The organism is Rhodothermales bacterium (genome assembly GCA_041391505.1).
Taxonomy (GTDB): domain Bacteria; phylum Bacteroidota; class Rhodothermia; order Rhodothermales; family JAHQVL01; genus JAWKNW01.
In genome coordinates this window covers 51,522-76,052 of sequence record JAWKNW010000016.1, presented here as the reverse complement: position 1 = coordinate 76,052, position 24,531 = coordinate 51,522, and the positions used below count along the sequence as shown (strand labels likewise).

At 64.1% G+C, this 24,531-nt stretch carries 19 protein-coding genes and 1 tRNA gene; 16 read left to right on the top strand and 4 right to left on the bottom strand.

Features of this window, described 5'->3' with window-relative positions; translation table 11 throughout:
• Positions 1-103 precede the first annotated feature (103 nt).
• Together R2834_15445 and R2834_15440 are read left to right on the top strand one after the other, a co-directional pair.
• Complete coding sequence (locus R2834_15445) at positions 104-2,338, top strand: TonB family protein (GenBank protein ID MEZ4701732.1); 2,235 nt, start codon at positions 104-106, stop codon at positions 2,336-2,338.
• Between the two features lie 202 nt (positions 2,339-2,540).
• Positions 2,541-3,281: a hypothetical protein gene (locus R2834_15440; protein MEZ4701731.1), complete on the top strand. Its 741-nt coding sequence runs from the start codon at positions 2,541-2,543 to the stop codon at positions 3,279-3,281.
• Between the two features lie 23 nt (positions 3,282-3,304).
• On the opposite strand, the gene R2834_15435 is transcribed toward R2834_15440, so the two are convergent.
• Positions 3,305-5,899: a histidine kinase N-terminal 7TM domain-containing protein gene (locus tag R2834_15435; GenBank protein ID MEZ4701730.1), complete on the bottom strand. Its 2,595-nt coding sequence runs from the start codon at positions 5,897-5,899 to the stop codon at positions 3,305-3,307.
• 704 nt (positions 5,900-6,603) lie between these two features.
• On the opposite strand from R2834_15435, the gene R2834_15430 reads away from it, so the two are divergent.
• From R2834_15430 to R2834_15410, 5 genes are all read left to right on the top strand, one after another.
• Complete coding sequence (locus R2834_15430; GenBank protein MEZ4701729.1) at positions 6,604-7,587, top strand: ATP-binding cassette domain-containing protein; 984 nt, start codon at positions 6,604-6,606, stop codon at positions 7,585-7,587.
• A 17-nt stretch (positions 7,588-7,604) separates the two neighbouring features.
• Complete coding sequence (locus R2834_15425) at positions 7,605-8,363, top strand: ABC transporter permease (GenBank protein MEZ4701728.1); 759 nt, start codon at positions 7,605-7,607, stop codon at positions 8,361-8,363.
• A gap of 84 nt (positions 8,364-8,447) precedes the next feature.
• Complete coding sequence (locus tag R2834_15420; protein ID MEZ4701727.1) at positions 8,448-8,813, top strand: hypothetical protein; 366 nt, start codon at positions 8,448-8,450, stop codon at positions 8,811-8,813.
• The gene (locus R2834_15415; protein MEZ4701726.1) at positions 8,813-9,235 is read left to right on the top strand and encodes a type II toxin-antitoxin system VapC family toxin; all 423 of its coding nucleotides are present in this window, start codon (positions 8,813-8,815) and stop codon (positions 9,233-9,235) included. The genes R2834_15420 and R2834_15415 overlap by 1 nt, the downstream gene beginning before the upstream one ends.
• Before the next feature lie 178 nt (positions 9,236-9,413).
• The gene (locus R2834_15410) at positions 9,414-10,274 is read left to right on the top strand and encodes a DUF3883 domain-containing protein (protein MEZ4701725.1); all 861 of its coding nucleotides are present in this window, start codon (positions 9,414-9,416) and stop codon (positions 10,272-10,274) included.
• 78 nt (positions 10,275-10,352) lie between these two features.
• On the opposite strand, the gene R2834_15405 is transcribed toward R2834_15410, so the two are convergent.
• Positions 10,353-10,425: transfer RNA gene (locus R2834_15405), tRNA-Met, on the bottom strand.
• A 156-nt stretch (positions 10,426-10,581) separates the two neighbouring features.
• Here R2834_15405 and R2834_15400 point away from each other — a divergent pair.
• From R2834_15400 to R2834_15370, 7 genes are all read left to right on the top strand, one after another.
• A complete protein-coding gene (locus tag R2834_15400) occupies positions 10,582-11,793 on the top strand; it encodes a DUF1015 family protein (GenBank protein MEZ4701724.1) in 1,212 nt (403 codons plus the stop codon).
• Between the two features lie 78 nt (positions 11,794-11,871).
• Positions 11,872-13,074 (top strand): 3-phosphoglycerate dehydrogenase family protein, encoded by a 1,203-nt coding sequence (locus R2834_15395; GenBank protein ID MEZ4701723.1) that lies wholly within the window; start codon positions 11,872-11,874, stop codon positions 13,072-13,074.
• Positions 13,075-13,184: 110 nt separating this feature from the next.
• The gene (gene serC / locus R2834_15390; protein MEZ4701722.1) at positions 13,185-14,264 is read left to right on the top strand and encodes a 3-phosphoserine/phosphohydroxythreonine transaminase; all 1,080 of its coding nucleotides are present in this window, start codon (positions 13,185-13,187) and stop codon (positions 14,262-14,264) included.
• Between the two features lie 161 nt (positions 14,265-14,425).
• Positions 14,426-15,559, top strand: coding sequence for a Re/Si-specific NAD(P)(+) transhydrogenase subunit alpha (locus R2834_15385; GenBank protein MEZ4701721.1), 1,134 nt, complete (start codon positions 14,426-14,428; stop codon positions 15,557-15,559).
• Between the two features lie 36 nt (positions 15,560-15,595).
• On the top strand, positions 15,596-15,874 hold the full coding sequence (locus R2834_15380; protein ID MEZ4701720.1) for an NAD(P) transhydrogenase subunit alpha: 279 nt from the start codon (positions 15,596-15,598) through the stop codon (positions 15,872-15,874).
• Positions 15,875-15,993: 119 nt separating this feature from the next.
• Positions 15,994-17,448, top strand: coding sequence for an NAD(P)(+) transhydrogenase (Re/Si-specific) subunit beta (locus R2834_15375; GenBank protein ID MEZ4701719.1), 1,455 nt, complete (start codon positions 15,994-15,996; stop codon positions 17,446-17,448).
• 49 nt (positions 17,449-17,497) lie between these two features.
• A complete protein-coding gene (locus R2834_15370; GenBank protein MEZ4701718.1) occupies positions 17,498-18,148 on the top strand; it encodes a phosphoribosylanthranilate isomerase in 651 nt (216 codons plus the stop codon).
• A gap of 80 nt (positions 18,149-18,228) precedes the next feature.
• Here R2834_15370 and R2834_15365 read toward each other — a convergent pair whose 3' ends face one another.
• Together R2834_15365 and R2834_15360 are read right to left on the bottom strand one after the other, a co-directional pair.
• Entirely contained in the window at positions 18,229-20,076 is a 1,848-nt protein-coding gene (locus R2834_15365) for a DUF2339 domain-containing protein (GenBank protein ID MEZ4701717.1), read from the bottom strand.
• Positions 20,077-20,445: 369 nt separating this feature from the next.
• Positions 20,446-21,144, bottom strand: a complete 699-nt coding sequence (locus R2834_15360; protein MEZ4701716.1) for an arylesterase — start codon at positions 21,142-21,144, stop codon at positions 20,446-20,448.
• 72 nt (positions 21,145-21,216) lie between these two features.
• Here R2834_15360 and R2834_15355 point away from each other — a divergent pair, with 72 nt between their 5' ends.
• Both R2834_15355 and R2834_15350 read left to right on the top strand, forming a co-directional pair.
• The gene (locus R2834_15355) at positions 21,217-21,921 is read left to right on the top strand and encodes an ABC transporter ATP-binding protein (protein ID MEZ4701715.1); all 705 of its coding nucleotides are present in this window, start codon (positions 21,217-21,219) and stop codon (positions 21,919-21,921) included.
• Between the two features lie 75 nt (positions 21,922-21,996).
• A complete protein-coding gene (locus tag R2834_15350; GenBank protein ID MEZ4701714.1) occupies positions 21,997-24,522 on the top strand; it encodes an FtsX-like permease family protein in 2,526 nt (841 codons plus the stop codon).
• Positions 24,523-24,531 lie beyond the last annotated feature (9 nt).

Sequence of the window (24,531 nt, the reverse complement as noted above, 5' to 3'; positions counted from 1 at the left end):
GTTGTGCCAGAAGCGTCAGCCATGTAGGCAAATCCTATGACGCGGATTTGCGCCGTTTTCTCATATTTCGGCTGTCCACACTCTTCCCACTTCTCCCCGTACCATGCGTCTGCAGCAAGGCACGATGCTTCTGGACCGCTTCGCCATCGGGCCGCTGCTTGGCGATCCGGGTCTGTTCGAGCTGACGTATCAGGCGACCGATCGACGCGACGAGTCCGGTGTCGTCGTGCGCGAATTTTATCCGGGCGCGATTGTGCGTCGCGGCGATGACGGCGCCCTTTGCGTGGCGACGGACGATGCCCTGTTTGCTTACGGACTGGCCGAACACGAGCTGGAAGCCGGTGCGCTGGCGCGCCTTTCGCATCCTCATGTGGTCCGGTGTCTAACACACGGTAGTGCTCACGGCACATGCTACCGGGTGAGTGAGCGACGCATGGGCATCTCGATGCGCGCGTACGTCCGGCAGCGGGGTGGGAAGATCGCGGAGGACGAAGCGATCGGGCTGGCGACTCGGATGCTGCAGGGCGTCGAGGCCGGCCACGAACTGGGGCTGGTGCATGGCATGCTATCGCCGACGGCGGTGTTCATGGATCGGGGCAGGACGCCGATGCTGCTCAATTTCAGCGCGGCGCGCCTGTATTATGCCCAGGTAGCCGGCGACATCGACGCCGCGCGCGTGCCCGGTTTTTCTCCCCCGGAGTTATCCGGCGAACGCGACACCGTCGGTCCGTGGACCGATGTGTTTTCCGCCGCGGCGCTCCTGCTGTTTATGGTGACGGGGAAGACGCCTCCGGCCGTCATGACCCCGTCCCAGGGTAAACGGCTTGCTCGCACCGTGGAACGCAGCAGGGAGATCACGACGGACCTGAAGTCGGTGCTGCTTCAGGCCCTGCAGTGGGACCCCACGGCGCGGCCGCGCTCGGTCAGTCTGCTGCTGGACGCGCTCGCCCGCGCCGTTGCCGATCGCAGACAGGTGGTCGCGCTGGACGCGGTGCAGGCCGAAGGTGGGGCGGATCTGCCGCTGGAGCCGGAAGCGCCGGCCGCGTTGTCTGCATGGGACGATGCCGCCGCCCCCGCCATCCTCGCGTCGATGATCGTCACAGGACCAACCATGGGATTGTCTGAACAAATGGAAGAATACGGTAGCGAACACCAGAAACGATCCGCGGCGGTATCGAAGCGGCCCGTCGAGCCAGTGCCGGCCGGCAACCTGCCGCCCACGCAGGAGCTGCAGGTCCGGATCGCCGAGCTGGAGAACCGCCAGAAGGGCTTCAACCGGCTGCTGGGAACGCTCGTTGTCGTCGTGCTGCTGGCCGTGGTGGGGTTTTTCGCCGGCTTTCGCATGGGGCTTTCGACCGGCAGCGACTACGGCCGCGTGGTGAGCGACACCGCGCCGGGATCGGGCAACCCCCCGGCCGCCGGATCGAACGTCGTTTCCCCGCCGGAGGACAACGAGGGCGCGGCGCCCCGGCCGAAGGAAACGCTGGCCCCGCAACCCGCGCCCGTCGCTACGCCCGCAGCGCGCCCGGTCGCGCCGGCAGCGCGCGCGAACCCGCCGGCGCCCCGGCCGGCCTCCGGCCCCACGCCCGAAGAAACGCAGGCCGCGATCGAGGCGGAACAGACGCGGCAGTATCAGGCCGCGCGCGCCGATGCGGATAACCTGTTTGCGCGGCGCGCATGGAGAGAAGCCGAGATCGCGTATGCGTCGGTGCTCGCGCTGCGCCCCGACGATCGGTACGCGACCGCGCAGCGGACGGCCGCGCGGGATTCGGCGGCCGCCGAGGCAACCCGTGCCCAGACCTTGATCGAGAACGAGCGGCAGTACCAGTACCTGCGCGGACAGGCCGACGTGCTTTTCCGGGAACGGCACTGGGCCGACGCACTGGACATCTATACCGCTGCGCTCGCCTACAGGCCCGGCGAGGCCTACCTGACCGAGCAGATCGCTCTCGCCCGCGACGCGATGGAGGCCGCGTCGCGTGCCGAGGCGGAAGCCCGTCGTCTCGAAGACCGCATCCAGCGCGCCACCGATGAGAACGGCATCTTTGTGGTGCCGGAAACGCCGGCCCGGTTGGTCGACGAAGCCACCGTCCGGAACCAGGTGGAATACCCGGCCCGCGCCCGCCGCGCGGGGGTGGAAGGCCGCGTGATCCTCCGGATGATGATCGATGAAGCAGGGCAGCTGCACGACCCGACCGTCGTGCAGGGCATCGGGTTTGGTTGCGAGGAAGAAGTCATCCAGGTGTTGCAGAATGCCCGGTTCGAGCCGGCGACTTTCAATCGGGAGCCGGTGAAATCCTGGTATCTTTTTACGCTGGTTTTCAGCCTGAATCCCTGATGGATCGCACACATCATCGCCGCTGGTCTGCCGATACCGGATACCTGGATACAAGAGTCCCCGTCGAAAACATGGTTTTACGGGAAAATCCTGCATCGCGCATCCCACATCCCCTCATCGCTTCGATAACACTGTACCGACGTGCCTAACGTCACTCCAAAACCCACGCCCGGCGAGGCGTCTTGAAACAGGATGTAAACGGATGAGCCAACAAGATTTCGATTTTTATTGGACGCAACGCGTCGTCGACATCCTGATCAAGGTGGCGGGTGTGATGGTGACCTCGTTTGCGACGCTCTCGGTGGCGCGGCAGGCCTTCATCCATATTGATCCGCCCTGGTTGTACGTGATCATGGGCGCCGCGCTCGTGCTGGTGGAGGGCGCCTTCATCAACTCCTGGCTCGCCATCGATTCGCAGAAGCATGCCCCCATGCCGATGAAGATCGCGTGGGCGCTCACGCTGGTCGTGATCTACGTGGCGCTGCTGATCCTGGCCATCGCGAACGGGGAGGGCGCCGCCGGCTGGGCCTTTCGGTTTGTCCTCGCCGTCATGATCGGGCGCAGCATCTATGAAGCCGGCATCTACGAGTTGCTCCGCCGCAACCGGCAGGAGGAGCGGGACATCACCACCAGCTATACCGTCCGCCGCGTGGCAAGGCAGCTGGCGAAGGAAAGTGCCATCGCGGAGCTGTACACCGAAAAAAACGACGAGGCGTATGCGCGCGACCTGCACTTCGAGGTCGAGCGCGCCCGTATCGAGTCGGAGCACGAGACCGCGATGGTCGAGGTGAAGATGTTTCGCGAGCGGCTGCTGGCCGGCGTTCACGCGAAAGACACGTTGTCGCGCAAGCGGCTGCAGGCGCAGATCCATCGGGAGCAGCTCGCCCTGGCCCAATCCGACTCGTCGGAGACCGGAGATGCCCCGCCGGCGCTCCTGCAGTAGCGCTCCCGTTAAACCCGATGCCGCTAATGCCGTGGCGCGATAGTGCGGAGCATCTCGACGAGGTGTTCGAGCTGGAGCGGTTTGCTGATGAAACCGTCCATGCCGGCGTCGCGGCACTGCTTCTTCTCCGTTTCCGTTACGCTGGCCGTCAGGGCGACGATGCTGGGCCGCGCCGGTCCGGACGCCATGATGCGTTTCGCCGCGCTGATGCCGTCCATCTCGGGCATGTAGATGTCCATGAAGATGACGTCGTAGTCGGTGCGCCCCGCGGCCTCGACGGCCTCGCGTCCGCTGGCGACGAGGTCGGGGGCGTAGCCCATCCTGGAGAAAAAGAGCCGCGCCACTTCCTGGTTCATGGCGTCGTCCTCCGCGATCAGGATCCGCAGCGGGTGCGTTCGTCCGAGCGCCTCGTCGAAGAGCGGCTGCCGGCTTCCGACGCTGCGGCCGCCGTCGGGACGGCAGCTGAGGAGGGCCTGGAGCAGTTCCGCGCGTTTGACGGGCTTCCGGACGCTCACCGCGCCGGGTTCAGCCGCGCGGTCGGTGTGGCCTACGGAGGTCAGCGAGATGACCGCGTACCGCTTTCGCCACCGGTTGAGCGACGCCCGGAGGAGGGTCGCCTCGGCGCCGCCGGCGTCGACGATCAGCACATCGGGGGATTCCTCCTCCGTCAGGTAGGCCTCGGCCTCGGCATGGGACGGCGACAGCGTCACCTCCATGCCCCACATCCGGCAGAGCTGGCCCAGATAGGAGCGGCGGGTCGGGTGATGGCTCAGCAAAAGTGCGCGCTGGCCGATCAGGGCGTGATGCGGGGATGCGTTCGCGGCGATCATCGGGCTCATTCCGGCCTTGAGGGTGAAGTGAAACGTCGAGCCGGCGCCCACGACGCTCTCGGCGTGGATAGAGCCCCCCATCAACGCGCTGAGTTGCCGTGAAATCGCGAGCCCCAGACCGGTGCCCCCGAACCGCCGCGTCGTCGAGCTATCGGCCTGGGTGAAGGCGTCGAAGATGGTCTCGATCCGGTCCGGCGGAATGCCGATGCCCGTGTCGGACACCGAGAAGCGGAGCGTGCAGCGGTCCGGCGCGCCGGCCGGCGGCGCGATCCGCGCCACCTGCAGCGAGATCTCACCCTTTTTGGTAAACTTGATGGCATTGCCCAGCAGATTGCCCAGCACCTGGCCGATGCGCACCTCGTCACCCACGATTGCGAAGGGGACGTCGAGCGCGATGGAACAGGTCAGTTCGATCCCTTTTCGGGCCGCCGACTCCGCGATGCGGCCGAGCGCATCCTCGACGCAGGTGTGAACGACCACCGGACGTTGCTCCAGCGTGACTTTGCCGGCTTCGATCTTCGAGAAGTCGAGGATGTCGTCGATCAGGGCGAGCAGGATATTGCCGCTCGTCTGGATGGTGTCCACATAGCTGCTCTGCTCGTCGTCCAGCGGCGTGGCCTGCAGCAGCGACGAAAAACCGAGCACGCCGTTCATCGGGGTGCGCAGTTCGTGGCTCATCGTGGCCAGGAAGTCGCTTTTGGTCTGCGCCGCCGTCTCGGCCTGTTCCTTGGCGGCGATGAGGGCGGATTCCTGGCGTTTGAGCGCCGTGATATTCTGCAGCGAGAGAAGCCGGCCAAGCGTTTCATCTTTCTGATCGAGCAGCCGTTTCGAAACGACGCGGTAGACGCGTTCTTCGTCTCGATACAGCACGGGTAGTTCGCCGGGCTCCTCCAGCGACGAAGCGAGTCGGGCGAGATGGGCGAGATGGGCGGGGCACGCCTCGGCGAGCGGCTCGCCGATCAGGCCGTCCGTCGGCACATCGAAGAGCAGGGTGGCGGCGTTGTTCAGATCCACCAGCCTGTCCTGCGAATCCAGGATAAAGACCGGGTCGTCGGTGCAATCGAACAGGGTGGAGCGGGCGATCGGCACGAGGTCGAAGATCCGGTATTTGAAGATGCCCCAGGCAAAGATGACGGCGGCGAACGAAAGCGCGACCGGCGTCAGGTCGATCGAGAGGTAGTGATTCCAGAAGAGCAGGTAAAAGAGGTTGACGAGCAGCGGCAGGAGCGCGCCGGCGGACATCACGATGCCCTGTTTCCGGTAGATGGGGCCTTTTCGTACGACATGCGAGATGATGAGCGTCGCGCCGGCGATGACGGAGGCGTAGCTGTAGATCGTGTGCACCCAGAACCAGGCGTAGCGCGGCCGCATCAGCACCAGGAAGTCGCCGCGCAGCTCCATGGACGCCGGCCCGAACAAGAGCATGTGGAACGGATTGGTCTGGGCGAGGATGGCGGTGATGGTAGGAATCAGCAGGATGAGCGCCACAACTCGTCCGTCGAGCCAGCGTCTATGCCGCGCGAAGGCGATGGCGAAGAGCAGCCAGAGCGCACTCGTGAATGGAATCGGCACGTAGAGCGCGTTGACGATGCCTTCGCGCAGGCGGAGGTCGATTGCGGAGTGCTCGAAGGTTGCGAGGATGCACCAGAGCAGGACGAGGGCATTAAACGCGTTGAAATACGACACGGAAGGCAGCCGTCTGCGCTGCCACCCATAGATGATGAGCGGGACCACGCTGAGTCCGCTAAAGACGAAGAACCAGATATCGCTCGAGTAGTGCCAGTACATGCGATTGAAGGGAAGTGGCAGCCGGCCAGAGAGAAGAAGCGCGAGTATGCAGGCCCGGTGCGCTCATGGAGATCCGGGCGGATTCCAGGAGCCGTTCGAGGCTCCCTGATCAGGAAGGCAGACTCATTGTCCCTGAACAGGTCCTGTGATTTGCCCTGATTCGCCGACGCCAAGGAAGACGTGTAAAAGAACCGTGATCCTCAGTTACGTAAGATCAGCTGAGGTAGAACGTTCCTGTCTGCGTTCGGCGGGTCGGCGTGAAGTGACGTGTACTGCTACTAAGTCGGTGAAGGATACCCCGTACTGCGGAAAAGCCTGGTTTTATCGGGTACTTCGCACCGTCACGTCGAAAGCACAAGAGGCGTCAGCCTAAACTAGGCGCACCCGGGAAAGGTTGCGTCGTGGTTTGGCGCTTTTGTCGTGGGAGAAAAAGCGCAGCACGATCTGGCCGGCAGCGGGTAGCGCCGCAGGACAGGCAGGACGAATCGGCGCGTTCCGATCAGATCGTGGACTGTTTGGTGCAGTTTGTTAACCGTCCTGATGCTAGATACTCGAAATACAGCGAAATGAGCACATCCAGCATCGGAAAGAGCGCATCTCGCATGGTTGCGGTGCACGTGCGTAGCGACAGGTCAGTCGATGAGGAACAACGGCCTTTTCGCCGGCTATGATGGCCACCCATCATCTCGCCCGTTATCCTACCGATGCAGCACGTTATCGACGCACGAGGTCTCGCAAAAACCTACAAGATTCGCGCACGCGGAAAAGGCTCGCCCCGGACCCTCGAGGCCGTAAAGGGGGTTGATCTCACCGTGTCGGCCGGAGAGATCGTCGGTTTCCTCGGCCCGAACGGCGCCGGCAAAACGACGACCCTTCGCATGCTGACCACCCTGCTCGACCCTACCGGCGGCTCTGCGACGGTCGCCGGCGCGGATCTCACCACGAACCCCGTCGAGGTGCGTCGGCGAATCGGGTATGTCGCTCAGATGGGTACGACCGATGCCTCGGCTTTGGCCGGCGAAGAGCTCGTCGATCACGCGCGTATGTACAGAATCGATCGTCAAACCGCCGAGCAGCGTGGGCGCATGCTGTTGCGTGTGCTCGACCTTGACGGGGTATGGGAGCGCAAGTGCGGCTCCCTCTCCGGCGGACAGCGTCGCCGCCTGGACATCGCGATGGGCCTCATCCACGAGCCGACCCTGGTTTTCCTCGACGAACCCTCGACCGGCCTCGATCCGCAGTCGCGCGCGAACCTCTGGGAGCACATCCGCCGCGTGCGCGACGAATTTAATACGACGGTGTTTATCACGACCCACTACATGGACGAGGCCGATGCCCTCTGCGATCGCATCCTGATCATCGACCACGGCGAGATCGTGGCGCGCGGTACGCCGGATGAACTCAAACGCCGCGTCGGCGGCGACGCCATCTACCTGACGCTGGTCGATCTATCCAGGATTGCCGAGGCCAACGCCGTGATCGCCGAACGCCTCGCCGGATCCACGCCCGAAGTGCATGGCGCTGAGATCCATCTCACGGCGCCAGACGGCGGATCGGCGCTTCCTGGACTGCTCGTCGCCCTTTCGAAGGCCGGCATCGATACCGCGGCCGTGGCGGTTCGCCGGCCGACCCTCGACGATGTTTTTCTGACCCTCACCGGCCGCTCGCTGCGCGAGTCCAACGGATAATTCGGAGCTTCCACGCTATGGGCCTTTTCCGTGACACCTGGATCGTTTTCAGCCGCGCGATGCGCCTGTCGATGCGGCAGCCTGTTTGGGTCGTGTTCGGCCTCATGCAGCCCATTCTGTATCTGACCCTGTTCGGTCCGCTGCTGAAATCGGTCGCCGAGCAGCCGGGCTTCGGAGGCGATGCGTGGCGCGTTTTCGTGCCCGGCCTCCTCGTGCAGCTCGGCATGTTCGGGTCGAGTTTTGTCGGGTTCGGGCTGATCGCCGAGTGGCGCGCGGGCGTGATCGAACGGATGCGCGTCACGCCGGCCAGCCGCGCGTCGCTCCTGCTGGGGCGCGTGGCCCGCGACGTGCTCGTGCTACTGGTGCAGGGCACGATCCTCGTGGGCGCGGCGCTGCTGATGGGGCTTCGCGCGCCGTGGTGGGCGCTGGGGGTGGGTGTTGGCACCGTGGCGCTGCTGGGCGCCTGTTTCGCGTCGGTCAGCTATGCGGTAGCGCTCAAGCTCAAGTCCGAGGACGCCTTCGCGCCGCTGCTGAACGCCGTCATCCTGCCGATCGCTCTGCTCAGCGGGATTTTCCTACCGATGACGCTCGCGCCGCTGTGGCTCCAGCGCGTGAGCGACCTGAATCCGCTGAAGCACATCATCGACGGCGTCCGCGCGATGTTTCGGGGCGAGCTGGTATCGTCGGCTTCGCTCTGGGGGGTGGCGCTGACGCTGCTTCTGGTCGTGGTGGGGATTGCCGTAGGTACGCGGGTGTTCAAGCGGGAGAGTGCGTGAGAGGGGAGTTGACTGCTTGCACCGTGTGGATTCGGAGACTGTGATCCGGCCAGTGGGCTTGTAGCGCAAATGGGAGCTATTGCCATGCTTAAGATGAAATACGGCACGGTTGCAGAACCAGACCGTGTCCACAACGTTCGCAACCATTGTGCAACCATAATGGAACCGTATCTAAGTATGGCATCTTTGACGATCAAAAGCATCCCGGATACGCTGCTGGAGCAGCTTCGCCGGCTGGCGGAGCAGGAGCGGCGCAGTTTGAACCAGCAAGCGATCCTGCTGCTCGAACAGGCGTTAAGCGAGGGGAGGGCTTCGTTTCGGGAGCGGTACGAGGCCTTCGTTAGAAATCATGGCCCTTCACCCTTGGAAGATGCCGATTTTGATGGATTGCGCAGCCCGGACAGAGGCCGGCCCTCGCCATTTGGTGAAGAAACCGGAGACGGCCACTGATGCTCCGATTTCTGTTAGACAGCAACATCCTTTCTGAACCCATAAAGCCGCACCCGAATCCTAACGTCGTCGAGAAGCTGCATGTCCATCAGGGTGAGGTGGCGATGCCGATTGTGGTGTGGCACGAACTGGTTTATGGGGTCGAGCGGATGCCGGCGGGGCGAAAAAAGGAGTACCTTTTCGACTACCTCAACGAAGTCGTGTACCCCTCGATTCCGATTCTGCCGTACGACGAGGTAGCGGCGGTCTGGCATGCGCGGGAGCGGGCTCGTCTGGAAGCCACCGGCCGGCCGGCGCCATTTGTCGATGGCATGATCGCGGCCGTTGCGGTGGCGCATGAGCTTTTTGTGGTCACCCGAAATACTGCCGATTTTGCTGATTATGAAGGGATTGAAGTGACTAATTGGTTTGATTTGCAGTGATTCGCATCAGGTACAGCTGTGACGCACCTATCGAATGGAGATAGAACTCCTCAGCCTGGAGAATGCGGCCGTACTCCAAGCCATCCCGCCAAAGAGATCGTTTATGCATTTGATTCGTATGGAGCCTATTGGGAGCAGTGGGACTTGATTCGGTATCTGGGCACTCAAAAGACAGAAAATGGCAAGTGATTGGTCTCAAACGGAGGTCGAGGCAACCGTTGCTGACTACTTCGACATGCTCGATTGCGAAGTGCGCGGCCGGGAATTCAACAAGACGGCCCATCGGCGGCGACTTGCAAGTTTGTTGAATCAACGGACCGACGGGGCGATAGAGCGTAAGCACCAGAATATCAGCGCAATCCTGATTGAACTTGGGTTCGTCTATATCGCCGGTTACAAGCCGCTCGTGAATTATCAGCACTTGCTGTATGAGGCTGTAGAGCATCGATTAGGACGGAGCAAGTCTCTTACAGACTTCGTTCGGCAACAGATGTCGGAGCCGCTGGTATCGATCCCTACACTCGATGATATTTTGACTGCACTGGTGAAGGCCCCTACGTCAGATTCTGTGCGATCACCACATCGCTATAACAGGTCTTCTGTTAAGGAACCAGGTCGACTGCGTCACGGCTTCGACTATCTTGCTTTAGAGGCCAATAATCGTTCACTGGGTGCAGCAGGTGAGGAATTCGTTCTGCGATTCGAGGTGGCCAGGCTGCTTCACGCCCGCCACGATCGCCTTGCTGGCAAAGTCGAGCGTGTGTCGGCTACCCGCGGGGATGGTCTCGGTTACGACGTGCTATCGTTCGAGACCTCTGGGCGAGAACGTTTGATCGAAGTCAAAACGACAAATTATGGAGCATCGACTCCATTTTTCGTAACTCGAAATGAGCTAGCAGTTTCCCGCAAAGAAAGCGAGCGGTTCCAGCTTTACAGAGCCTATAACTTTCGCCAGCAGCCACGTCTATTCTGCAAAGCGGGTGCTATTGAGAAGGCATTTAGTATTGAACCGTCACAGTATGAGGCGCGAGTATCGTAGCGCGCATACTCAACCCAACGTACGTCGTACATAAAAAAGCCGTCGGCCCTTGAACTGGACCGACGGCTTTTTCTTTCGTAGCGGGGGCAGGATTCGAACCTGCGACCTCCGGGTTATGAGCCCGGTGAGCTACCAGCTGCTCCACCCCGCGATGTAGGACTGGTATGATAAGCCTTTATACGCCGGCTCCAAAAGGAGGAGCCGTGAATTTGAGGCTTATTTCGGGTGGCTTTTTTGTTAAGCCGTCCGGCGCCCGCCGGCGCGTCGTACTTTTGCGCCGTCTCTGAACCTGATCCGATTCCCCTCTATGGCCATCCTGCACCCGTTCCGGGCGCTCCGCCCTCATCCTGACTTCGCGGCCCGCGTCGCCTCGGTGCCGTACGACGTCATCAACACGGAAGAGGCCCGGCAGCTGTCCGACGGCAATCCGCACAGCTTTCTCCACGTCATCCGCCCGGAAATCGACCTTCCGGAGGGCACCGACGAACACGCCGACGCCGTCTACACCCGCGGCGCGGAGAACCTCCAGGCCTATGCCGCAGGCGATGCGGCCATCCAGGAAAACGAGCCGGCCGTCTATGTCTACCGCCTCATCATGAACGGCCGGTCGCAAACGGGCGTCTACGGATGCGTCTCGGTGGCCGACTACGACGACGATACGATCCTCAAACACGAAAAAACGAGGCCGGACAAGGAGGCGGACCGCACCCGGCACATCATCACCCAGCGCGCCCACGCGGAGCCGGTGATGCTCACGTTTCGGGACTCGCCGGCCGTCGCCGCCGGCATCGCGGCCGCTCAGGCGACGCCGCCGCTGTACGACTTCACGGCCCCCGACGGCGTCCGCCACACCATCTGGAAGGTGCCGAACGCCGACGCGATGGTCGAGGCGTTTGCACACATTCCCCACCTCTACGTCGCCGACGGTCACCACCGCTGCAAGGCGGCGAGTCTCGCGGCCGCGGCCGTGGAAGAAGCGGGGGACGGGACAACCGGCGAGCACTTTTATTTCCCGGCGGTGCTCTTCCCGATGGGGGAAATGGCCATCCTGCCGTATAATCGCATCGTCTACCGGCTGGGCATGACGCCGCCGGCGTTCCTCGAAAAGCTGTCCGCCGCCATGCCGCTTCGGCCGGCCCAGACCCCGACGCCGCGCCATGCCGGCGACGTCTGTATCTATCTGGCCGGCTCGTGGCACGAGGTGACGCTGCCCGCCACCCGGCGAGACACGGTCACCGACACGCTCGACGTAGCCCGCCTCAGCGAGCACATCCTCGAGCCGATCCTCGGCATCGGCGACCCGCGCACGGATCCCAACATCTACTTCGTCGGCGGCATCCGCGGTACGGCCGAGCTCGAGCGGCTGGTCGATACCGGCAAGGCCGCCGTGGCGTTTTCGATGTACCCGACCAGCGTCGCCGAACTCCTCGCCGTGTCCGACGCCGGCCTGCTGATGCCGCCGAAATCTACCTGGTTCGAGCCGAAACTCCGCAGCGGTTTGCTGGTGCACCTTTTTTGACGAAACGTCATCCCGGACGTGATCCGTGATCCTGCATCCAGCATCCCATATCCCGCAACCAGCTCCCCATCCACCGCCATGACCATCCTTCTCGCCGACGCGCTTCCGGCATCCTGTATCGAGCGCCTGGAGAAATCAGGGCACACCGTGCTCAACGCGCCCGCGCTGAAGGGCGATGACCTGGTGACGGCGCTGGCGACCCAGCTGCCGACGGTGCTCGTGGTGCGGTCGACCAAGGTGCCGGCGGCGGCCATCGAGGCGGATCCGAACCTGGAGCTGGTGGTCCGCGCCGGGGCGGGGTACGACACCATCGACGTCAACGCCGCGTCGGAGCGCGGGGTGTTCGTGGCGAACTGCCCGGGGAAAAATGCGGACGCGGTGGCCGAACTGACGATCGGATTGATGCTGTCCCTCGATCGCCGGCTGCCCGACAACGTCAGCGACGCGCGCGCCGGCGCCTGGAATAAGGGCAAATACGGCAAGGCGCAGGGCCTGAAAGGGCGGACGCTCGGGCTGATCGGGATGGGTAACATCGGGCAGCGGGTGGCGGACATCGCGACGGCGATGGGGATGGAGGTGATCGCCTGGAGCCGCTCGCTGACGGATGCGACGGCAGAAGCCTGCGGCGTGCGGCGCTGCATGAGTCCGCTCGACGTGGCCGCCGCTGCGGACGTGGTGAGCCTCCACGTGGCCTCGACGCCCGAGACGCGGCACCTGGCGAACCGGGTGTTTTTCGAGACGATGAAGCCCGGGGCGTTTTTCATCAACACGACCCGCAGCGCGGTAGTGGATGAGGAGGCGCTCGTCTGGGCGCTCGACGCGCGCCCGATTTCGGCGGCGCTGGACGTGTTCGAGGGCGAGCCCGCCGGCAAAGACGGCGCGTTTTCGCATCCGCTGGCCAGCCATCCGAACGTGTACATCTCGCACCACATCGGGGCGTCGACCGAGCAGGCGCAGGATGCCATCGCCGAGGAGGCGGTCCGCATCATCGAATCGTACCATGTCGACGGCGTCGTGCCGAACTGCGTCAACCTGGCGGACCGCTCGCCGGCGACGCACCTGCTCACCGTCCGCCACCTCGACAAGGTCGGCGTGCTGGCGAACGTGCTGGACGAGGTGCGTAAAGCGGGATGGAACGTCCAGGAAATGGAAAACCTCATTTTTTCCGGCGCCAAGGCGGCATGCGCCCGGATTCGCTTCGACGGTTCCCCGAGCGAAGCCACCCTCGATAACATTCGCAAGCTGCCGGACATCCTGGCGGTGAGCGCCATTGCGCTGTAGCGACCGGCTTTGCCGGACGCTACCGTTCAATGTTCATGGTTCTAGGTTCTATGGATGCCTTTTGAACTGAGCATTGAACCTTGAACATTAAACCTTGAACCCCAACACCCATGACCAACCAGCGCGTCCATAATTTCTCCGCCGGCCCCGGCGTGTTACCTGAATCCGTGTTGCTCGAAGTGCGGGATGAGCTGCCCGTGTACCGGGGCATCGGCACGTCCATCATGGAGATCAGCCACCGGTCGTCCGACTATTCGGCGATTGAGGCGTCGGCGCGGGAGAGCCTGCGCCGGCTGCTCGGGCTGTCGGACGACTGGCACATCCTGTTTCTGCAGGGCGGGGCGTCGATGCAATTCTATCAGGTGCCGCTCAACTTCCTGCCGGCGGGCGGTAGCGCCGACTATGTGATCACGGGCGCCTGGGCCTCGAAGGCCTACAAGCAGGCGGCGTACGTCGGTTCGGCGCGCGAGGTGGCCAGCAGCAAGGATCGCAACTACGCCTACATCCCGGCGGCCTCCACCTGGAAGCGTGATCCGAATGCGGCGTATCTGCACTATACCTCGAACAATACCATTTACGGCACCCAGTTTCACGAAGAGCCGGCCTCCGACGTCCCGCTCGTATGCGACGCGTCGAGCGACTTCCTGAGCTGGCCGATGTCGGTCGAACGCTATGGCCTGATCTACGCCGGCGCGCAGAAAAACATCGGCCCGTCGGGCGTCACCGTCGTCCTCGTGCGCGACGCCTTTCTCCAGAAGCGTAACCCCAACCTGCCGGTAATGCTCGACTACGGCACCCACGCGGCCGACCTCTACAATACCCCGCCGGTCTTCGCCATCTACATCGTCGAGAAGGTGCTCCGCTGGCTGGAGGCGCAGGGCGGCATCGCGGGCATCGGCAAGCTCAACAAGGAAAAGGCGAGCAAGCTGTATGCGCGGATCGACGCCAACGATTTTTACCGCGGCACGGCGGATGTGAAGGACCGCTCCGAGATGAACGTCTGCTTCCGCCTGAAGGACGAAACGCTCGAGGCGAAATTCCTCGAGATGGCCAAGAAAGAAGGCATGCTCGGGCTTAAAGGCCACCGCTCGGTGGGCGGCATGCGCGCCTCGATCTACAACGCCTGCCCGCCGGCCTCCGTCGACGCCCTCATCGCGTTCATGGACCGGTTTGAGAAGGAGAACGGGTGAGCAGGTTCAAGGAGCTACGTTCAAGGTTCAGGGCGGCGTCAGGCTACCCTGAACCTTGAGCGTTTAACCTTAAACCATCTTCAAAAACTCTCCTCACCCCTTTTGTTTTTCTCGGTTGTATACTGGGCTCGTTCGTGTGTATGTACTGAACCCCACCTGTCATGGCATTTACGATTGGCGTTCCCGCGGAGTCTGCCGCCGATGAGCGACGTGTTGCGTTAGTGCCCGAGGTCGTCGGGCGACTGGCGAAAAAGGGCATGGAAATCATTGTCGAGGCCGGCGCGGGCGCCGGTGCGTACCACGACGACGGCGCGTACGCATCCGCCGGGGCGCGGATCGGCACCCGGCAGGAGGCCTTCGGGGCGGACATGGTGCTCAAGGTCCAGCCGCCTTCGGACGACGAGATCGCGCTGCTGCGTGAGGGAGCCATCTACATCGGCTTCCTGAATCCCCTCGATACCCCGCAGGTCTCGAAGACGCTCGCGGCCCGCAAGGTGACCGCGCTCAGCACCGAGATGGTGCCGCGCATCTCCCGCGCGCAAAAGATGGACGCGCTGTCGGCCATGAGTTCGGTCGCCGGCTATAAAGCCGTCCTGAAAGCCGCCGAAGCGCTTCCCAAGTTTTTCCCGCTCCTCACGACCGCCGCGGGCACCGTCAAGCCGGCCAACGTGCTGATTCTGGGCGCCGGCGTCGCCGGCCTCCAGGCCATCGCCACGGCGCGCCGACTGGGCGCGAAGGTGTGGGGCTACGACATCCGCGACGCTGTGCGCGAGGAGATCGAGAGCCTCGGGGCCACGTTCGTGCAGCTCGAACTGGAAACGACCGGTTCGCAGGACGCCGGCGGCTACGCCAAGGCGCTCGCCGAGGAAAAGGCGCGGCGGCAGACGGAGTTGCTGGTGCCGCACATCGGCTCGTCGGACGTGGTCGTCACGACGGCGCTCATCCCGGGCCGGCGTGCGCCGACGCTTATCACGGAGGCCGCGGTCCAGGCCATGCATCCGGGTTCGGTGATCATGGATCTCGCCGCGCCGAACGGCGGCAACTGCGAACTCACCGAGCCGGGAAAGACCGTCGTCAAACACGGTGTCACCATCATGGGCCCCACCAACCTCCCCGCCGAAATGCCCGTGCACGCCAGCCAGATGTACGCCCGCGTGCTGATGGCGATGATCCTCGATTTCTACAAGGACGACGCGTTCCAGCTGGATTTCGAAGACGATATCATCAAAGGCGCCTGCGTCACGCATGCCGGCGAGGTGGTGAACGAACGCGTCAAGAACCTGCTCGCCGCCTGATCGTGCGGCCCCTGTAATCGCTAATGTCGAATCGCTATGCTTGAGAATCTGATCATCTTCGTGCTGGCCTCGTTTATCGGGTTTGAGGTGATAAGCAAGGTGCCGCAGACGCTGCACACCCCCCTGATGTCCGGCACCAACGCCATCAGCGGGATCACGATCGTCGGCGCCCTCGTGGCGGCCGGCATGGTAGGAGGCGTCGCCGCCAAATGGCTGGGCTTCGCTGCGCTCATCGTGGCCACGGTAAACGTGGTCGGCGGCTTCCTGGTCACCGACCGCATGCTCCAGATGTTCAAGAAGAAGGGGAAAGAGTGAGCGGTTTAAGGTTGCCAGGTTCGAGGTTTAAGGCGATCTGCATCCTTAAACCTTGAACGTTGAACCTTAAATCCCGGCCTGCGCATCCCACTGTATTCACCTGTATTTGTAGTCCCGCCATGGTTGCAACGCTGATCGACCTTGCCTATTTGCTCGCCGCCTCGCTGTTTATTGTCGGCATGAAGCGGCTGCAGTCTCCTTCGACGGCGCGACAGGGGAACCGTCTTTCCTCGATCGCCATGTTGATCGCCGTGCTGGCAACGCTGTTCGTGGCGAGAATCCTTACGCCCTCCGAGATGCTGCTCGGCCTCGTAATCGGCTCCGGCATCGGCGTGGTGCTGGCGCGCCGGGTGGAGATGACCTCGATGCCGGAGATGGTCGGCGCCCTCAACGGGTTTGGCGGGGCGTCGTCGGCGCTGGTCGCCGGTGCGGAATTGATGCGCTATATCGCCTGGGCGTCCGAGCCGGCCTCGGTGGCCGCACCCTCCGAACCCTTCACGGCCTCCATCGGCGTCACGATCTTCCTGAGCATCCTCATCGGCGTCGTAACCTTCTCGGGCAGCTTCGTGGCGGTGGGCAAGCTGAGCGGCAAGGTGAGCGGCAATCCGATCTCCTTCCCGGGGATGCGTATCCTGACGCTCCTGCTCGCAATCGCAGTCGTGGCCGGCCACGTGATGGTCGCGATCAAAGCCGGTGTGTTTCCCAACGACTCCCAGCAGATCATGTGGGCGGCGCTCGCACTCTGCGTCGTGGCGTTTTTCCTGGGGATCCTGCTCGTCATCCCGATCGGCGGCGCCGACATGCCCGTCGTGATCGCGCTGCTCAACTCGTATTCGGGTCTGGCCGCTTCGGCGACGGGTTTCGTGCTGGACAACACGGCCCTCATCGTCAGCGGCGCCCTGGTCGGGGCCTCGGGGCTGATCCTCACCAAGATCATGTGCGATGCGATGAACCGCTCGCTCTTCAACGTGCTGCTCGGCGGCTTCGGCGGCGACAGCGCCGGCGACGACGGCGCCACCAAGACGAGTTTCGAGGGCAAATCGGTCAGATCGACCTCGCCGGAGGACGTCGCCATCATGCTCAGCTATGCCGAGAATGTCGTCATCGTGCCGGGCTACGGGATGGCGGTCGCGCAGGCGCAGCACCAGGTACGCGAACTGGCCGACCTGCTCCAGGCCAAGGGCGTGACGGTGAAGTATGCGATCCATCCGGTCGCCGGCCGCATGCCGGGCCACATGAACGTCCTCCTCGCCGAGGCCAACGTGCCGTACGACCAGTTGTATGAGATGGATGACATCAACGGCGAATTCGACAACACGGACGTGTCGCTGATCATCGGGGCCAACGACGTGGTCAATCCCGCCGCGCGCCACGACAAATCCAGCCCGATCTACGGCATGCCGATTCTCAACGTCGACAAGTCGCGCAACGTCGTCATCCTCAAGCGCAGCATGCGTCCGGGGTACTCCGGCGTCGAAAACGAGCTTTTCTTCTACGACAACGCGCAGCTCCTCTTTGGCGATGCCAAGGACTCCATCGTGAAGCTCACCAACGAGGTGAAGGCGCTCGACTGACCGCGCGGCACGCGCGCCCACACGGGCCCGGTCGAAAGGAGGGGTGCCCATGATCCGCATCAAGATCTGCTGCATCCAGGACCTCGACGAGGCGCGGATGGCGCTCGATGCCGGCGCGCACGCCCTTGGCCTGGTTTCGGCGATGCCCAGTGGACCGGGTGTGATTTCCGATGCCCGGATCGCGGCCATCGCGGCGGCAATCGAGCCGCCGGCCGAGACCTTCCTGCTCACGAGCCGCCAGGATCCGGCAGCGATCGCCGCGCAACTGGATGCCTGCCGGCCGACGACCGTTCAACTGTGCGACGCCATCCCGCGTAAAGGCTATGCCCGCCTCCGCGACGCCGCTCCGGCCGTCCGCATCGTGCAGGTCGTCCATGTCGTCGACGAGGCTTCGATCACCGAGGCCGTCGCCGCATCGGCGCATGTCGACGCGTTGTTGCTCGATTCGGGCAACCCGGGGCTGGCGACGAAGGAACTGGGCGGGACGGGGCGGACGCACAACTGGGCGTGGAGCCGCCGGATTGTCGAGGCGGTTTCGGTGCCGGTGTATCTCGCCGGCGGATTGCGAGCCGAAAACGTGGCGGAAGCGGTAAGGACGGTTCGGCCGTACGGCCTCGATGTCTGCAGCGGCGTGCGCACGGCGGGCCGGCTCGATGCCGGCAAGCTCGCGCGCTTTATCGAGGCCGCTCGGCGCGCGTGAGCAACGGGCCCGGACGGGCCTGGCATTTCAGAAACGGTAGCGCGCTTGCGGAGACCGAGCGGTTCCTGCGGCCGCCGGCGCTACAGGATGGGTTCCTTTTCGCGCTCCAGGGGTTTCGACGGTTCCGTTTCCACCGGACGGGTCGTCCGCGCGATCAGGCGGGGCAGGATGTAGCTCAGGCCCAGGAACGAGATGCCGAAGCCGAGGAAGAGCATCACGCGCACGAGCGGATCGACGGCGTCGAGGTCGAACAGAAACAGCTTGCAAATCGTGAGCGCCAGCGTGCCGATCGCGACGCGGCGCAGGATGGCGGAGCCGTTCTTCCGGGCGATGAGCAGCAGGATGACCGCATACGCGCCCCAGGCGGCGGTGACGAGCGCCTCGCCCCCGATGAGCGAACCGACCTCGCGGAAGACCCACCCCAGGAACAGGAAATGGGCCAGGAAGAGGTAGATCATGTACATCCACGAGCGGCGGAGCACCTGCGCCATGCTGGCGCAGAGGAGAATGACGACGAACTCGCAGATGGCCGGCAGGTTGGTGACCGGCGTGCCCTCCGAGGGCACATTGATGAGCCGCATGGTGAGCCAGGAGAGCACCACCAGAAACAGCGCATGCGAGTTGAACGACATGATCCGGTCTTTCATGATCCGGGCTACATGCCGCATCACGCCGGCCGCCGCCGCGAGGGCGACCAGCAGCGCGAATTCCTTGAATAGCAGGACGAGACCGATGATCAGGAGCACCGATGCGGCGAAGCCCTGCATCTGGGCGAGATGATTCAGATCGCGCCCGCGGATGTAGAGATAGAGGAATCCGTAGATGGCCGCGGCTTCGAGCGCGATCCAGCCCCACAGGGTGTCCGACAGGTCCCAGATGAGCATGCCGAGCACGAACGTCAACAACGGCGTCGCGACGGAGAGCGGCAGGGCGGGGTGATTGAAGAAGTAGCCCACGGCGCGCACGGGCGGCGGCGCGGCGAATTTTTCGGGGTGGCGCGCCCGGAGCACGCCGCGAACGACCGGCATCGCCCAGAACAGCATCCAGCAAACCCCTACGCCGGCCAGCAGCGTCCAGCGATCGGCCGCCACGGACTCGAAGTACAATCCGACGTTGAGGTAACACACCAGCACGACGAACCAGCCCCCGATGGCGGAAAGGAATAGCAGGCTGCGCCATCCCGTGAACCAGTAGATCACGCCGGCGCCCGTCAGGATGAGCGACGTGTAGCTGATGATGCCGAGCAGGTTGTCGCCCTGCGAGTGCATGATGAACGGCGTCACGAGCCCCCCGAACACGGCCAGAATCGCGACTACCGGGTCGTTGCGTTTCACCGAGAGCAGAAAGGCCCCCACGGATACCGCGAACATGCCGAAATACGCCACCGGGTAGGGCACCAGATAATAGAGCTGGTAGGCCCCGAATGCCGTGAGATAGATGGATCCGACGCCGACGCAGAGCAGGACCTGCGCCAGCCGCGTGCGTTTGCGGTGCAGCTGCAGCCCCGTAACCATCAGGACCGCACCCAGCAAAAGCCCGGAGATGATGCGGAGAAACGGCGAGAACCAGTCCTGCTCGAGAAAATACTTGACCCCGAACGCGATGCCAAAGAGGACGAAGGCGAGCCCGACGCGGTTCAGCCAGGCCTCGCCGTCGAGGGCATACATGGGGCGCACGCGGCGCGGGCGTTCGGTGGGAGCGCCTTCTGCGGCAGGCGCCGCGGGCTTGAGGTCGGCGAGCAGCCGGTTACCGTTGTTGGCCCTGGCCTCGGCAGGATCCGTCGTCTGAAGCGCCGGCCGGCGCTGCGTCGCGGCGTTGGCGGCATGGAGGCGTTCCTGCAGTCGCGAAACCGTGTACTCCAGATTGGCAACCGTCCTCTCGAGTTGCTCGATGCGATCTTCGTATGACTGTTCCTGCTTCGATGTCATTGGAATCATGCACGCAACATGGGGCATACCGTCTTTGGCGCGAATCGGACCGAGAGGCGGTGCGCCGCGTCCCGGATCATTGGGCCGCTTTGCCGGGGAGCATGGAGCTATAGATGTGATCGATATCGTCCGTCAACATAGCCGGCCGCAAGACGTTCCATACGGCCGATCAATACGCCGACCTCCGTGCAAATCACACGCCGCAAGCGTTCGGGGGGAGATGTCTGAAATACGGGATCGCGACCCGGCCGGGTCGCGAGAGCGTCCGCGCGTTCAATGTATCGACAAACGGGCTCGAAATCCAGTACTCGGGGCATTCAGGAAGACCTGCGTGAAAAGGACGCCAAACCCGCCAGGCCGTCGGCGTTTTTAGACGGACGCCGCCCGCGATCTCAAAATGGGCTCCAGATACTGCCACACGGTCTCGGCCACGATACGATGCCCCTCGGGCGTGGGGTGGATGCCATCGGACTGGTTGAGGCTCGGGATGCCGCCGACGCCTTCCAGCAGAAACGGGACGAGGGCGACATTCCGCTCCTGTGCGATCTGCGGGAAAAGCTCCAGAAACTGGCGGGTAAACTGCTGACCGAGGTTCGGAGGCATCTGCATGCCGGCGAGCAGGACGTCGGCATCGGGATACCGTTCGCGGGTGCGGTCGATGATGGCTTCGAGGTTCGACCGGGTGGCGTCCGGCAGGGTGCCGCGCAGGCCGTCGTTGCCGCCGAGTTCGAGGATCAGCACGTCGACCCGCTGCCGGAGGATCCAGTCGATACGGCCCAGCCCGCCGGCGGTGGTTTCGCCCGACACGCCGGCGTTGACGACGGAGAAGGGGAGCCCCGCCGAGTCGATCTTCTCCTGGAGGCGGGCCGGGAAGGCTTCTTCGGGTTCGACGCCGTAACCGGCCGCGATGCTGTTGCCCAGCACGAGGATGGTTTGCTTCGCGATGCGCGGTGCGGTCGGGGCGTCCGCGACGGGTTGCGCATCGATCGGCGCCCCCTGTTCGGACCCCCCGCAGGCGGCCAAAACGAAGGCGAGAGCGATCAAAAGACGGCGGTGACTTTTTTTCATCGGTTGGGATCTCATACTGGGCTGGCGCTTTCTCTACCCCTGTCCAATCGCCCATGTTTCACCTGGAGTGCTATGGAAGGGACTACCGTCCTCTCGTTGACCGATATTTCCAAGACGTATCAGAGCGGCGGACGGCCGTTGACAGTCCTCAAGGACATCTCCTTCACGCTGCACGAAGGCGATACGTGCGCCATCGTGGGGCCGTCCGGATCGGGAAAGACGACCTTGCTCGGGCTGTGCGCCGGCCTCGACGCGCCGACGTCGGGGGCGATCTCGCTGTGCGGGGTCGAGATCGGCCGGCTCAGCGAAGACGAGCGCGCCACCGTGCGCAACGAGCAGGTCGGATTCATCTTCCAGTCGTTTCAGCTCATCCCGACCCTCTCGGCGCTCGAAAACGTGATGGTGCCGGCCGAACTGCGCGGCGACCGCTCGGCCGCCGGCCGGGCCCGCGAGCTGCTCGAACAGGTCGGCCTCGGCGACCGGATGCATCACTACCCGAAACAGCTCTCCGGCGGCGAGCAGCAGCGCGTCGGCATCGCGAGGGCGTTCATCAACCAACCGCGCATCCTTTTCGCCGACGAGCCGACGGGCAATCTCGACGCCGATACCGGCGCCATCATCGAGTCGCTGCTGTTCGAACTGAATGCGCGCGCCGGCACCACGCTCGTGCTGGTGACGCACGACATCGACCTCGCCGGCCGCACGGAACGCATCATCCGCCTGCGCGGCGGCGCGATCCTCTCCGACACCCTGACCGGCGAGCCGCAGCGGGCGTAGGGACCGGGTACGTGGTTCAGGGAGGCCGTTCCTCCCGGTTTCCGTTTTCATTTTTGGCATTCTTCGCTCGATCGCATGGTTTCCTGGATCTTTACGATGGCCTTGCGGGACAGCCGGGGCAGCCGGCGCCGGCTCCTGCTCTTTGTCTCGTCGATGGTGCTGGGTGTGGCGGCGCTCGTCGCGATTCGCTCGTTCGGGGATAACCTCGAGCAGGCGGTCGACAACGAGGCGCTCGGGCTCTTCGGGGCGGATATGAGCCTCGAACGCGGCGGCCCGTTCAGCGAGGCGACCGAAGCGCTGATCGATTCACTCGGCGGCCGGCAGGCGCGTCGCATCTCGTTCGCGTCGATGGCGTTTTTCCCGAAAGCCCAGGCGGCCCGTCTGGCGACCGTGCGCGCGATCGACGACGGCTATCCGTTTTACGGGGCCATCGAGACGGATCCGCCGGCGGCGGCCGGCCAGTACCAGCGGGCCGGCGGCGCCCTGCTGGACGGGGCCTTGCTCGAACAGTACGGCGTGGGCGTGGGGGATACGGTCGAGGTGGGCAACGTCGCCTATCCGATCCTGGGCGAAATCATCAAGACGCCCCGCGAGTCCGCCGCGTTCGCCCTCTTCAGCCCGCGCGTGTTCGTGCCGCTGGCCGGCCTCGATACGCTGCTGCTCCAGCGCGGCAGCCGGGCCGAATACGAGGTGTACTTCCGTTTCGAGGACGACGCGGATGTCGAGCAGACGGTCGAGGCCATCAAGCCGCATCTCGACGAGGAGCGGGTCGGGGTGGATACCGTGGCCGAGGTGAAGGATGACTGGAACGAGGGGCTCAGCAACCTTTACCGGTTCCTCGGCCTCGTGGGGCTCGTCGCCCTGCTGCTGGGCGGGGTCGGCGTGGCGAGCACGGTCCATGTGTACATCAAGCAGCGCATCGAGACGGTGGCCGTGTTGCGCTGCCTCGGGGCGCGGTCTACGCCGACGTTTCTGATCTTTCTGGTGCAGGCCGGCGTGATGGGGGCGCTCGCCGCCTCGATCGGGTGCGCGATCGGCGTGGGGATCCAGTACCTCGTGCCGACGCTGCTGGCGGAGGTGCTGCCGGTGACGGTGGCGGTGTCGCTGTCCTGGCCGGCGATCGCGCTGGGCTTTGGTGTGGGGCTCGGCGTGGCGGTGCTTTTTTCGCTGCTGCCCCTGCTGTCGGTGCGCGACGTGTCGCCGCTGCTGACGCTGCGGCGATCGTACGAGGCGGAGCCGTCGACCGGGGGCGTGCGGATGCGCTGGTTTTTGTATGCCGTTATTGCAATTGCCGTGGCAGGTCTGTCGATCCTGCAGGCGCCGGAGTGGGAGGTCGGCCTGGGCTATGCGGCCGCCATCGCCGTCGTGTTCGGCCTGCTGGCCGGCGTGGCCAGGCTCATCATCCACTTCGCGCCGCGCCTGATGCCTTCGGGCTGGACGTATCCGTGGCGCCAGGGGCTGTCGAACCTCTATCGGCCGAACAACCAGACGCTGATGCTCATGCTCGCGCTGGGGCTCGGGACGTTCCTGATCCTGACGCTCTACCTGGCGCAGCAGACTCTGATGGCCCAGATCCAGGTGGCCGGCGGGGAGGGGCGCCCCAATACGGTACTGTTCGACATTCAGAAAGAGCAGCTCGCCGGCGTGGGCGAGATCGTGCGGGGGCAGGGGCTCGAAATCATCGAGGAAGTGCCGATCGTGACGATGCGGCTGTCGCGCCTGAAGGGGGACGATGTCGACGCGATCCGGCGGGACTCGACGCGTCGCGGCGGATCGTGGGCGCTGCGCCGCGAGTACCGTTCCTCCTATCGCGGCCAGTTGAGCGACGCGGAGACGTTGATCGAAGGGGATTTCGTGGGCCGCGTCGGCCCCGAGGTGAGCATCGTGCCGATCTCGGTGGAGCGCGATCTCGCGCAGGAGTTGAACGTGACGATCGGCGATACGCTGGTGTGGGATGTCCAGGGGCTCCCGATCACCACGTATGTGTCGAGCCTGCGCACGGTCGACTGGCAACGGTTTCAGACCAACTTCTTTGTCCTCTTCCCCGAGGGCGTGCTGGAAGAGGCCCCGCAGTTTTACGTGACCCTGACGCGAACCGCCGGCGACGCGCAGTCCGGCGCACTGCAGTCGGCGCTGTTCGGTCGGTATCCGAACGTGTCGTCGATCGACCTCACGCTCGTCATGAACATCTTCGACACGATCTACGAACGGATCGCCTTTGTCTTGCGGTTCATGGCACTCTTCAGCCTGTTCACGGGCCTGATCGTGCTCATCGCCGCCGTGACGGTGAGTCGTTTTCAACGAATCGAGGAGAGCGTGCTGCTCAAGACGCTGGGGGCATCCCGCCGGCAACTGATCCGCATCATGCTGATCGAGTACCTGTTTCTCGGCTTTTTTGCGACGGCGACCGGCATGCTGCTCGCCCTCGCCGGCAGTGGGGCGCTGGCGGTATTCGTTTTCGACACTCCCTTTGTGCCGGCGCTCGGCCCGATCGTGCTCGTCGTCCTGCTTATTACGGGGCTTACGCTGGTCATCGGGCTGCTCAACAGCCGGGGGATCTATGCGCGGCCGCCGCTCGAGGTCCTTCGCGCCGAGCGATAAAGCTGGGAG